The sequence below is a fragment of the Allobosea sp. GW821-FHT03A12 genome, assembly GCF_058986765.1.
In genome coordinates this window covers 1,156,105-1,168,013 of record NZ_JBYSVZ010000001.1, presented here as the reverse complement: position 1 = coordinate 1,168,013, position 11,909 = coordinate 1,156,105, and the positions used below count along the sequence as shown (strand labels likewise).

The window sequence follows — 11,909 nt, the reverse complement described above, 5'->3', positions numbered from 1 at the left end:
GCGGGCTCGCTCTAATCCGTGGTCGCGTTAGACCTTGACCTCGCCGGGCGCGATGGTCAGGCCCTGGTTGACCTTCACATCCTGCAGCGCCTGCCGCCAGAGATTGGAGGCGTGGACATAGCCGAGCACGCCGATCGGCGCGTCGCGGGCAGCGAGCGTCTGCAGCTTGCCGTAGAGCTCCTTGAGCTTGGCTTCCTCCGTCTCCGCGAACGCCGCCGCCAGCGTCTGGTTGAACTCGGGATTGTTGTAGCCCGTGCTCTTCGACAGCACCTGCTCCGGCGTCAGGCAGACCTGCATGATGTAGCTCGGCTCGCCCGGCGACATGAAGACCTGCAGCGCCGCCTGGTGCTCGCCGCGGATCGCCTGCTGGATCAGCACCGAGAACTCGTAGACCTTGAGATTGACCTTGATGCCGATCTTGGCGAGCTGCGCTTGCACGAAGATCGCCGCATCCTTGGTGTCGAGCAGATAGGGCTCGGCCTGGATGCTGAGGTCGAATTCGGCGCCACCAGCGTATTTCGACTTGGCGAGCAGGGCTTTCGCCTTGTCGAGGTCGAAGCCGAGTTCCTTGTCGGCCTCGGCGTTGAACCACCAGCCGCGCGCTGGCGCCGGCACCGACGACGGATCGAGCAGCCCGTAATAGACCTTCTCGCCGATCGTCTTGCGGTCGATCGCGGCGGAGACGGCCTTGCGGAAGTTCACATCGTCGAAGGGCGCTTTCAGGTTGTTGGTGTACATCAGCAGCGCGCCGCCCAAGGTCGGGCGCGAGGCTCCGGTGATGCCCGGCATCGTCTTCAGCCGGTTGAACTCGCGCGGCGGCGGCGCGCTGATCAGGTCGACCTGGCCTGTGAGGAGATAGGCGACACGGGTTGCATCCTCCGGGATCATCTTGACGACGAGCCGATCCCAATGCGGCAGGCCCTTGCGCCAGTAGGTCGGGTTCTTCTTGAAGCTGATATAGTCGTTCGGCTTCCACTCCTCGAAGACGCCGAAGCCGGTACCAACCCCGGCAGGTTTCGACTTGAAATAGTCGTCACCATGCTCCTTGCGCGAGCCCGCGGGGTAGATGCCCATGTACTTGGTCAGGAAATACAGCCAGGGGCCATAGGGCTCCGACAGCTCGAACTGCACCTTCAGCTGATCCAGCACCGTCACCTTGGTGATCCGGGTGAAGAGCGAGCGGCGCGCCGCCTTGTTGGCGGGGTCGAGCAGATAGTCGAAGGAGTATTTCACGTCCTCCGCGGTCATCTTCTTGCCGTTGTGGAAGGTGACGTCGTCGCGCAGCTCGAAAGTGTAGGTCTTCTTGTCGGCTGAGATCACCGGCAGGGCCTTGGCGAGCTGCGGCTTCAGCACGCCGTCGACATCGTATTCGACCAGGTTCTCGAACACGGTCTGGCCGAGCACCATGGCGTCGTGATTGAGCTGGTTTATCGGATCGATGGTGATCGGATTGCTCGGCAGGACGATGGTCAGCGTCTTGCCATTGTTCGGTTGGGCCTGAAGCAGGCTCGCGGGCAAGAGGCCGCCAAGAGCGCCGCCTGCTGCAGCTGCGAGAAACGCACGGCGATTTGTCGGCACGGTCAGCATCGGAGTCCCCCTGTTTTATTGGCAATGCCTTGGCGACGCCGGAGACCGGCGCCGCGCCGAACGGGGGAAAGCTAGAGCGCCGAAGCGACGAATAAAAATAAGAAGTGCTTGCCGCTTGATTGCCTACGGCTATCGTCTTGCATCATGCGCTATACCTTCGGTCAGGCTGAAGCGTTCTATTGGGTCGCCCGGCTCGGCGGTTTCCGCGCCGCCGCGCTGCATCTCAACCTGTCGCAGCCGACCATCAGCCTGCGCATCAAGGAGCTCGAGCGCATCCTCGGCGGCGAGCTCTTCGACCGCTCGCTCTATCGCCCGGTACCAACGACGCTGGGCAATGCGATCTATGCCGATGTCGAGCGCATGCTGGCCCATGCCGAGCAGGTGCAGCGCCACAGCAAGGACGGCTTGCGCGGCAGGAGCCTTTTGCGCATCGGCGCCGCCGATTCCTTCGCCGCCGCCATCCTGCCGGAGCTGCTCGCCCAATTGGCGCGCCGCCATGCCGAATTGCAGGTCGACGTCACCGTCGACTTCAGCACCAAACTTGAACAACTCTTGCTCGACCGCTCGATCGACATCGCCTTCCTGTCGCAGCCGCGCGCCCATGACGGGGTCACCATCGTCCCGCTCTGGCTGATCGATCTCGTCTGGGTGGTGGGCGAAGGCCTGCCCTTTGCCGGCAATGTCGCGACGCCGGAGAAGCTGGTCGACCTGCCGATCTTCACCAACAGCTCGCCGTCCGGCCTGTTCACCACGATCCAGATGTGGTTCGGCGCGCATGGGCTGAAGCCGCGGCGCCTCAACACCTGCAATCCGCTGACCGTGATCGCGCGCCTCGCCAGCGCCGGCACCGGCGCGGCGATGATCCCGCGCGAGATGATCCATCTCTCCGGCGAGAAGCTGGCGCTGCGTGTGCTGGAGGCCGATCCGCCGATCCCGTCGCACAATCTTTGCGCGATGTGGTGGAACAACGAATCCGCCGATGAGTGCGGCTATCTCGCCAACCTCGCGCGCGAAATCGCAACGGGTTGACGCAGCGCCATGCCCCTTATCCAGGCGAAATGCCGGAATTACGGCCGAAACAGGGCATAGCCGCCGGGCCGGGCATGCATTACGCTCCCCTTCGGGCCACCTCATAATAGGCCAGCTAAAACAGGGGAATATGATGGACGAGCGTACGCTGAGCGGCTTGATCGAGAACGTGAAGGATGGCGCGATCTCCCGCCGCTCTTTCATTCGCAGACTGGCTGCCGTCGGCATCACCGCGCCGATCGCTTCGCAGATCCTGGCCTGGAACGACGTCGCGATGGCGCAGGCCTCGCTGCAGTACAAGCCGACCAAGGCCGGTGGCGGCGGGCCGCTGAAGATCTTGCTCTGGCAGGCGCCGACGCTGCTCAACCCGCATTTCGCCAGCGGCACCAAGGATCAGATCGCCGGGCGCATCTTCTTCGAGCCGCTCGCCGGCTGGGACAAGGAAGGCAACCTCACCCCGCAGCTTGCCGCCGAGGTCCCGACCAAGGCGAATGGCGGGCTTTCGGCCGACGGCAAGGAGGTGATCTGGAAGCTGAAGCAGGGCGTCAAATGGCATGACGGCAAGCCGTTCACCGCCGACGACGTCGTCTTCACCTGGGAATATGCCGCCGATCCGGCGACCGCCGCCTACACCTCCGGCGCCTACACAAACATCAAGGTCGAGAAGGTCGACGACCACACTGTCAAGGTCATCTTCAAGGAAGCGACGCCGTTCTGGGCCGACCCCTTCGTCGGCGTCACAGGCCAGATCATCCCGAAGCACCATTTCGGCGAGTACAAGGGCGCCAAGTCGCGCGAGGCGCCCGGCAATCTGAAGCCGGTCGGCACCGGTCCCTACAAGTTCGTCGACTTCAAGCCGGGCGACATCCTCACCGGCACGCGCAACGAGGACTACCACGTCAAGAACCAGCCGCATTTCGACACGATCGAGGTCAAGGGCGGTGGCGACGCCGTTTCGGCGGCCCGTGCCGTGCTGCAGACCGGCGAATTCGACTATGCCTGGAACCTGCAGGTCGAGGACGAGGTCCTCAAGAAGATGGAGACCGGCGGCCGCGGCAAGGTCAGCGCCGTGCCATCGGGCGACATCGAGTTCATCATCCTCAACACGACCGATCCCTGGACCGAGGTCGATGGCGAGCGCTCCAGCGTCAAGACCAAGCATCCGACCCTGTCGGATCCGAAGGTGCGCCAGGCGATCAACCTGCTGATCGACCGCGACTCCGTCCAGAAGTTCATTTACGGCCGCGGCGGCACCGCGACCGCGAGCTTCGTCAACGAGCCCAAGCAATTCCGCTCGCAGAAGCTGAAATACGAATTCAACATCGACAAGGCCAACAAGATCCTCGACGAGGCCGGCTGGAAGAAGGGCTCCGACGGCATCCGCGAGAAGGACGGCAAGAAGCTCAAATACGTCTTCCAGACCTCGATCAACGCCCCGCGCCAGAAGACACAGGCGATCATCAAGCAGGCCTGCCAGAAGGCCGGTATCGACCTCGAACTGAAGTCGGTGACGGCGTCGGTGTTCTTCTCCTCGGACGTCGGCAACCCCGACACCTACACCAAGCTCTATGTCGACATGGAGATGTACACGACCACGCAGCCCCAGCCCGATCCGGAGCGCTTCCTCAACCAGTTCACCTCCTGGGAGATCGCCACCAAGGAGAACAAATGGCTGGGCCGGAACGTCTCGCGCTATTCGGACAAGGCGGCCGACGAGGCCTACAAGGCTGCCCAGAAGGAGCTCGACCCAGCCAAGCGCGCCGCGCTGCTGATCAAGGTCGACGAGATCTTCTGCGAAGCCAACGTCATCCTGCCGCTGCTCTCGCGCACCCGCGTCGCCGCTTCGGTGACCAATCTGATGCACGACCACAGCGGCTGGGACGTCGACACCTGGAACCTGGCGGCCTGGTATCGCGCCTGAGGCCGGCCGGTCGCTCGCGGACGGTTGATCCCGTCCGCGAGCGGCTCCTGCCGCTTCCGCGCGAGCAGTCCCGGTCCGGTGGTGTCTCGTCGCTATCGGACCCGGGCAGCTCGCTTTAGCGACACCCGCTTCACGGGAATCCTTGATGGCGACCTATCTTCTGCGGCGATTGCTCATCGCCATACCAAGCCTGCTCGGCATCAGCCTGATCCTGTTCACGGTCCTGGCGCTGGCGCCGGGCGACCCGTTCTCGGAGATGGCGACCAACCCCAACGTCCCGCCCGAGGTGCGCGAAGCCATTCGCGCCAGCTTCGGCCTCAACGACCCGATCATGGTACGCTATCTGCGCTGGCTCTCGGCCATGGCGCAGGGCGACTGGGGCTTCTCCTTCGCCAGCCGCATCAATGTCGACACCCTGATCCTGCAGCGCGTGCCGACCACGCTCTTCGTCGTCGGCACCTCGCAGATCCTGGCGCTGTGCATCGCGCTGCCGGTCGGCATCTACGCCGCGACGCGGCCCTATTCGGTCTTCGACCAGATCGCCAACACCCTCGCCTTCGTCGGCTTCTCGCTGCCGACCTTCTTCACCGGCCTGCTCCTGATCCTGCTGTTCTCGATCAAGCTCGACTGGTTCCCCTTCGTCTACCGCTCCGACATCGCAGCGAGCGGCTGGCGTTGGTACTGGGAGATGTTCCGCCAGGCGATCATGCCGATCACCGTGCTCGGCCTGTTCCAGGCGGCATCGTATACGCGCTATGTCCGCTCGGCCGTGCTCGACGTGATCCGGCTCGACTACGTCACCACGGCACGCGCCAAGGGCCTCAGCGAGAAGCGGGTCACCCTCCGGCACATCACCCGCAACGCGCTGATCCCGGTGGTGACGCTCGTCGCCCTGCAGATGCCGGCGGTCTTCGGCGGCGCCATCGTCACCGAGCAGATCTTCCGGATCCCCGGCATCGGCTCGCTGCTGATCGACGCGATCCTCGCCAACGACACCCCCGTGATCATGGCCGTGACCTTTGTCTTCGCCTGCCTGGTCGTCCTGTTCAACCTCATTGCGGACCTGCTCTATGGCTGGCTCGACCCTCGCATCTCCTTCGGCTGACCCGGCCGTGGCTGCCGCCCGCGCGGCCGTCTCGGTCTCGCCCGGCCGTGAAACCTGGCGGCGCTTCCGCCGCCACAAGCTCGCCATGGCGAGCGTGGTCATCCTCGGCCTGCTGATCCTCGGGGTCGTCGTCGGCCCCTGGTTCTGGCCCGTCCCGATCAACGACATCGACTTCTCGGCGCAGCTCCAGGGCCCATCCTGGGCTCACCCGTTCGGGACCGACGATCTCGGCCAGGATATCCTGGCGCGGATGATGTATGGCGGGCGCATCTCGCTCGCCGTCGGCCTCGCCGCCATGGTGGTCGCGACCACCGTCGGCGTCGTGATCGGCGCCCTCGCCGGCATGTCGCGCAAGATCGCCGACCCCGTGCTGATGTGGGTGACCGACCTGTTCCTGTCGCTGCCGCAGCTGCCGCTGCTGCTCCTGGTGATCTATCTGTTCCGCGAGCAGCTCAAGGCGGTGTTCGGCGTCGAAGGCGGCGTCTTCATCCTGATCGTCGTCGTCATCGGCGGCCTGCGCTGGATGCCGGTCGCCCGGCTGGTGCGGGCGCAGTTCCTGTCGCTGCGCGAGAAGGAGTTCGTCGAGGCTGCCAAGGCCCAGGGCGCGACCAAGATGCGCCAGATGACACGCCATATCCTGCCCAACGCGCTCGGGCCGGTGATCGTCGCCTCGACCATCGAGGTCTCCTCGGCGATTATCGCGGAATCGACGCTCTCCTTCCTCGGCCTTGGCTTCCCGCCGGATATCCCGACCTGGGGGCGCCTGCTCTTCGACGCCAAGGACCATCTCGACACCGCCCCGCACTGGGCCCTGTTCCCGGGCGCGGCGATCTTCCTGACCGTGCTGTCGATCAACTTCATCGGCGACGGCCTGCGCGACGCGCTCGACCCGCGCCGCGTGATCTGAGCACATGATGCGATGCCGCCAGGCCGGCACCCGGCCTGGCGGCATCGCTGCGGCGATCTTATATCGCTCGCCGGCCAACCGACGGTGGATAGCCGTCAGGCCTTTGACCGCGCGGTGAACAGCCATCAACATTGACAGGCTCCATCGCTTGCGGCGCACCGGCCCCTGTAGAATCGTCCGCCGGCCGAATCGCGCCAGAATCGGGGCACCGACAGGGGAAGCAGAGCTGATGGATCCGCTATCCAGCGACCGGCTCGTCATCGTCGAGGACGACCCTGTCACCCGTGCGGTGATCGCCGGCTATTTCACCGATCAGGGCTTCCAGGTCGAGGAGGCCGAGACCATCGCCCAGGCCAGGCAGGCGGTGCGGCGTTTCAGGCCGGACCTGATCTTCATCGACGTCGTCCTGCCCGACGGCGACGGCCTGGAGCTAGCACGAGAACTCCAGTCGTCCTCGGATGCGGGCATCATCTTTGTGACCCGGCGCGACGCCGATGTCGATCGCATCGTCGCGCTCGAGCTTGCCGGCGACCACTATGTCAGCAAGCCGGTCGACCTGCGCGACCTGCTCGCCAGGGCGCGTTCGCTGCTGCGCCGCCGCCGGACCGAGCGCGACACGGCGCGCCGCAACACCGTGGCGATCTTCGGCCCGTTCACGATCGACCTGCTGCGCCGCGAGCTCGCAATGAACAATGGCGAGCCCATGCGCCTGACCCGTGGCGAGTTCGACCTGCTTGCCGCGCTGATCGAGAGCAACGGCCATCCCCTCAGCCGCGACTATCTGATCGAGGTGATCAGCAACCGCTTCACCGATGTCGACGCCCGCAGCGTCGATGCGCTGGTCGCGCGCTTGCGCAAGAAGCTGGGGGACACCGCCAAATCGGGGATCATCGCGACCGTCAGCGGCAAGGGCTACAAGATCGGCGTCCCCGTCGAGCGCATCTAACCGGCTCCGGACAGAGCTAGCCCTCGAGCGCTCCGATCATCTCCACTCGCGTCGCATGCCGGCCGCCTTCGAACTCCGCCGCGAGGAACGCATCGACGATATCGAGCGCCAGCCCCTCGCCCACCACGCGCGCACCGATCGACAGCATGTTGGCGTCGTTGTGCTGGCGGATCATGCGGGCCGAGAACGAGTCGGCACAGACACCGCAACGGATGCCCTTGACCTTGTTCGCCGCCATCATGATGCCCTGGCCGGTGCCGCACAGGATGATGCCGAACCGGCAGTTGCCAGAGGCGACGAGCCGCGCCGCCGCTTCACCATGCTTCGGGTAAGGCGTGCTCTCCGCCATCGCCGGCCCGATATCGACCACGACCCAGCCCTGCGCCGCGACGTGAGCGGCGATGGCCTGCCGGAGCTGGATGGCGGCATGGTCGCTGGAGAGGACGACGCGGTTGCTGGCTGTCATGGCGAGATCGTTCCTTTTCCCAAGGCCGGGCAACGGCTCGGCCGGGTTGGATCAGGCGCGCCTTGTCCGGTCAATGTGTCCGATCCTCGCGATGCGGCCTGATCGAAAAGCGCCTCGAGCTGTTCGATCTCAAACAGCAGCGGCAGCAGGAGCCTCCTCCAGCTCGGCCAAGGCGTCCAGGGCCTCCTCGCGGGCCTGCCCGAGCGCCTCGACCGCGGCCATGAGCGCTTCACGGTCGGCCCTTGCCGCATCGCGTTCGAGGACGGCCGCGAGAGCAAGGACCTGCCCGAGGCCGACCGCTCCGGCAGAGCTCCCCAATTGATGCGCGAGCCGTCGCAGCTCGGCTCGGTCGGGGCTTGGCAGAGCAGCTTGCATCTGGGTCAGGATCGTCCCCGACACCGTCGCGAACAGCGCCACGAGCTGCCTTGTGCGCTCATGGCCGATCAGGCCGCGCTGCGTTCGGAAGAAGGCTGCATCGACGGGTTGCTCGGCCGAAAGCGCCACGACCTGGCTTTTGCCGCCACGAGCGCTGCCGCGCCCGATCACCTGCAACAGGGCGGCGGAGGTGATCGGCTTCGACAGGATCGTGGTCAACCCCGCCGCACGCATCCGCCGCATCGTCTCCGGCGAGACATCGGCCGTCAGCGCGACGATCCGAGGCTGCGCGATGCCGGTGATCTCGCGGATCGCCAGGGCGGTCTCGATGCCATCGATCCCGCTCATGTGCATGTCGAGCAGCACGAGATCGAAGGGCCGCCGGCGCAGCGTCTTCAGCGCGGCTTCGCCGGAGGCCGCGGCCTGCACCTTGTGGCCGGCCTTGCCGACCATGAGTCGCGCGACCTCTCGCGTGACGGGATCGTCGTCGACCACGAGGATCGTCTGCAACTGCCCCGCCGCGACCTCGCCCGGGCGGGCCGCGGCCCTGGCCGCCGCCACCGGCAACCTGACCGAGAAGGTGCTGCCCTGCCCCTTGGCGCTGACGACGGAGATCGAGCCGCCCATCAGCTCCGCCAGCTTGCTGCAGATCGCCAGGCCGAGCCCGACGCCGCCATTGCGCCGTCCCGTTTCCGGATCGACCTGCACGAAATCCCGGAAGATCTGACGTTGCATCGCCGAATCGATGCCGATGCCGGTGTCGCGAACGGCCAATGTCAGATCCAGCCCCTTCCCCGGCGAGGCGCGCTGCAGCTCGGCCGCCAGCACCACCTCTCCCGCTTCAGTGAAGCTGATCGCATTGCGCAGCAGGTTGACCAGGATGCGGTGGATCTTGCCGGCATCGCCGTGCAGGCGCAGTTCGTCGGGCGGTGGGCGCAGCGTCAGCGCCAGCCCCTTCTGCTCGGCCAGCGGCCGCATCAGCGCCACCGCGCCGGCGAGGAGAGCACAGAGGTCGAAATCGCGCCGGTCGAGGCTTTCGGTCCCGGCCTCCAGCCGCGACAGGTCGAGCGTCGCATTGGCAAGATCGACTAGCGCCTCGCCCGAGGTCGCGGCCATGGCGACGAGGCGGCGGTCGCGCTGGCTCATGCGACGGCGGTCGATCAGCTCGAGGACGCCGAGCACACCGGCGAGCGGCGTACGGATATCGTGCCCGACCACCGCCAGGAACCGGGACTTGGCCCGCGTCGCCTCCTCCGCCGCCTTCTGCCCGGCGGAGGCGAGTTGCAGCGCCTGCTCCAGCGCCGCGGTGCGCTCGACGACCTTGTCCTCCAGCACGGCCCGGCTTTCCGCCAGGCGCTCGGCCATCACGTTGAATTGGTCGCCCAGTTCCTGGAGCTCGTCACCCGTGCGGATCGCAATCCGCGCATCGAGCTCGCCGCGGCCGATCCGTGCCGCTCCCTCGCCGAGGGCCTTGATCGGCGCGACCAGCTTGCGACTGAGCATGAGGCCGGCCAGCACCGCCACCAGCAGGGCCAGCAGCAGCACCGTGAGCGAACGCAGGATCGAGGCATGGATCGGCGCGAAGGCCTCGCTCTCCGGCAGGTCGATCACGACGTTCCAGTCGAGATCCGGGACCGCAGCCATGACCGAGAGAACGCGCCGCCCCTCGATATCCGTCACCGACAGCCCCGCCCTGGCCGCTCCAGCGGCTTCATGCGCGTTCACGAGCGTGGCGAGATTGGTGTTGCGCAGCACGAAGCGCAGGTCGGGGTGGGCGATCAGGCGTCCGGAGCGGGTGACGATATAGGCGCGGCCGGCCTCGCCGACCTTGAGGCGCGAGACCAGCTCGCGGATGAAGACGAGGTTGACGGTTGCCCGCGCGACCCAGTGCGGCGGCGAGGCCGCTCGCCTGAGCAGCACCATATGCGGTTCCGAGCCGCGCCGGAATTCGACCTCGCCGTGGAAGCTGCCCTGCGCCAGGGCAGCCTGGAAGCCGGGATCGGTCGACCAATCGGTGCCGCCATCCGCCCGATCGCGCGCATAGCGCGACAACAGGAGCTGCTCGCGCCCCGCCGGGTCGATCTGGCGCAGCTCCAGCACGGCGGGGACCTGCCGCATCAGCCGCAGACCGTCGAGCCGGCGCTCCTCCGGCGAGTTGCTGCTGGCGCCGCTCTGGGAGGCCCAGTCGAGATGCCCCATGATGTCGGCGACGAAGGCGCCGATCCTTTGGGCCGCCGCCCTGGCCTGCTCCTGCTGGACCCGGACCAGCAGCGCCCTCTGGTCGGAGAAGGCGAAGAAGGTCGAGATCGCCGTGTTGACCCCGAGCGCAAGGCAGATCGCCAGGCCGACGAAGAGCGCGTATTTGCGGGTGAGCTCACCGCGCCGGCGTTGGGAGCCGCCCAGCCCCGTCGTGCCATCTTGCGTCACGACAGGATCCGTTGCGCGCGGATCCGCAGCGAGGCCGGCAGGCTCAGCCCCAGGGCCGCGGCGGCCTTTTCGTTGATGACCAGCTCGAAGCTGCGCGAGAACTGCACCGGCAGTTCGGCGACGTCGGCCCCGCGCAGGATGAGGTCGATATAGGAGGCGAGCATCTCGGCCGTCTCCTCGCGCGCCCCGGCATAGGACATCAACCCGCCCTGCAAGGTGAAGGTGTCGAACGGGTAGACGGCGGGGAGGGCCAGGCGCGCGGCAGCGGCGGTGCAGAGCCCGGCATGTCGGTAGGTGAAGCTGTCCGGCAGGAAGACCAGGCCGCCGCCCGCTCCCTTGCCGGCGAATCCGGCGATCTCTCGGTCGATCGCGGCAGGTTCGGTCACCTGGATCGTCTCGAAGGCTGGCCCGTCGCCAGTCGCCGCTGCCCGCAGGCGCGCAAGATAGGTCGCGCCGGCGGCCGGCGTCGTATGGGGATTGAAAACCACGCCGATGCGCCGCGTCGCCGGCGCGATCTCGGCCAGGAGCTCGACCCATTTCTCCGACATGGCGGGATCGTTGTTGCTGAAGCCCGTGGCGTTTCCGTCGGGGCGTTCGAGCGAGCGCACGAAGCCGCTCCCGACCGGATCGGAAGCCGTCCCGAACAGCACCGGAATCCGCCGGGTCTTCGCCAGCACGGCCGCAGTTTCGGCGCTGGAGCCGACGACGATGATGTCGGGGCCGTCGGCGACCACCTCGGCGGCGCCCCGGGCAAGGTCCTCCTCGCTCGTTCCCCAGACTCTCCAGCTGACCCGCAGATTCTTGCCCTCGACCCAGCCCCGCTCGGCCAGCAGCCGATAGAGCTCGGCCACGCGCGCGCTCACGATGGGATGGTCGAGCGGCAGTCCGATCAGCATCGAGATCCGCTTGGCCGGTTCCGCCGAGCCCGCCGCTCGGCCCGATAGCGCAAGACCGCAGGATGCCAGGGCAGCCAGGAGGGAGCGGCGGTGCATACGGCGAACCAGATGGAGGAAAGGAGCCCAGCCGCTCCCTAGTGGACAATTTGCACGCTCCACCCGTTCGCGTCGAGAGCAAGAACGGGTCCATTCCCCGCATTTTCAGGGCATGAGACACCGCGAAAGGCGCTCGCGAACACTCTCGAGCCGG

At 66.6% G+C, this 11,909-nt stretch carries 9 protein-coding genes; 5 read left to right on the top strand and 4 right to left on the bottom strand.

Annotated features, from left to right (window positions below; genetic code table 11):
* Positions 1-27: 27 nt before the first annotated feature.
* The gene (locus tag AC3WLC_RS05460; RefSeq protein ID WP_493682909.1) at positions 28-1,518 is read right to left on the bottom strand and encodes an ABC transporter substrate-binding protein; all 1,491 of its coding nucleotides are present in this window, start codon (positions 1,516-1,518) and stop codon (positions 28-30) included.
* A 213-nt stretch (positions 1,519-1,731) separates the two neighbouring features.
* On the opposite strand from AC3WLC_RS05460, the gene AC3WLC_RS05455 reads away from it, so the two are divergent.
* The 5 genes from AC3WLC_RS05455 (at position 1,732) to AC3WLC_RS05435 (ending at position 7,495) form a co-directional block, all read left to right on the top strand.
* Entirely contained in the window at positions 1,732-2,616 is an 885-nt protein-coding gene (locus AC3WLC_RS05455; RefSeq protein ID WP_493682908.1) for a LysR family transcriptional regulator, read from the top strand.
* A gap of 133 nt (positions 2,617-2,749) precedes the next feature.
* Positions 2,750-4,537: a peptide ABC transporter substrate-binding protein gene (locus tag AC3WLC_RS05450; RefSeq protein ID WP_493682907.1), complete on the top strand. Its 1,788-nt coding sequence runs from the start codon at positions 2,750-2,752 to the stop codon at positions 4,535-4,537.
* Positions 4,538-4,682: 145 nt separating this feature from the next.
* Positions 4,683-5,642: an ABC transporter permease gene (locus AC3WLC_RS05445; RefSeq protein ID WP_493682906.1), complete on the top strand. Its 960-nt coding sequence runs from the start codon at positions 4,683-4,685 to the stop codon at positions 5,640-5,642.
* Positions 5,608-6,549, top strand: a complete 942-nt coding sequence (locus AC3WLC_RS05440) for an ABC transporter permease (RefSeq protein ID WP_493682905.1) — start codon at positions 5,608-5,610, stop codon at positions 6,547-6,549. Before AC3WLC_RS05445 ends, AC3WLC_RS05440 begins: the two co-directional genes overlap by 35 nt.
* A 229-nt stretch (positions 6,550-6,778) precedes the next feature.
* Positions 6,779-7,495: a response regulator gene (locus AC3WLC_RS05435; protein ID WP_493682904.1), complete on the top strand. Its 717-nt coding sequence runs from the start codon at positions 6,779-6,781 to the stop codon at positions 7,493-7,495.
* 16 nt (positions 7,496-7,511) lie between these two features.
* Here AC3WLC_RS05435 and rpiB read toward each other — a convergent pair whose 3' ends face one another.
* The 3 genes from rpiB to AC3WLC_RS05420 form a co-directional block, all read right to left on the bottom strand.
* A complete protein-coding gene (gene rpiB / locus AC3WLC_RS05430; protein WP_493682903.1) occupies positions 7,512-7,961 on the bottom strand; it encodes a ribose 5-phosphate isomerase B in 450 nt (149 codons plus the stop codon).
* Between the two features lie 129 nt (positions 7,962-8,090).
* Positions 8,091-10,763, bottom strand: coding sequence for an ATP-binding protein (locus AC3WLC_RS05425; protein ID WP_493682902.1), 2,673 nt, complete (start codon positions 10,761-10,763; stop codon positions 8,091-8,093).
* Entirely contained in the window at positions 10,760-11,659 is a 900-nt protein-coding gene (locus tag AC3WLC_RS05420) for an ABC transporter substrate-binding protein (protein ID WP_493682901.1), read from the bottom strand. Before AC3WLC_RS05420 ends, AC3WLC_RS05425 begins: the two co-directional genes overlap by 4 nt.
* Positions 11,660-11,909 lie beyond the last annotated feature (250 nt).

Bases quoted from the DNA above. Each gene is read 5' to 3' on its own strand.
- AC3WLC_RS05455 (WP_493682908.1), top strand. From the start codon at position 1,732: ATGCGCTATACCTTCGGTCAGGCTGAAGCGTTCTATTGGGTCGCCCGG.
- AC3WLC_RS05450 (WP_493682907.1), top strand. From the start codon at position 2,750: ATGGACGAGCGTACGCTGAGCGGCTTGATCGAGAACGTGAAGGATGGC.
- AC3WLC_RS05445 (WP_493682906.1), top strand. From the start codon at position 4,683: ATGGCGACCTATCTTCTGCGGCGATTGCTCATCGCCATACCAAGCCTG.
- AC3WLC_RS05440 (WP_493682905.1), top strand. From the start codon at position 5,608: ATGGCTGGCTCGACCCTCGCATCTCCTTCGGCTGACCCGGCCGTGGCT.
- AC3WLC_RS05435 (WP_493682904.1), top strand. From the start codon at position 6,779: ATGGATCCGCTATCCAGCGACCGGCTCGTCATCGTCGAGGACGACCCT.
- rpiB (WP_493682903.1), bottom strand. From the start codon at position 7,961: ATGACAGCCAGCAACCGCGTCGTCCTCTCCAGCGACCATGCCGCCATC.
- AC3WLC_RS05420 (WP_493682901.1), bottom strand. From the start codon at position 11,659: ATGCTGATCGGACTGCCGCTCGACCATCCCATCGTGAGCGCGCGCGTG.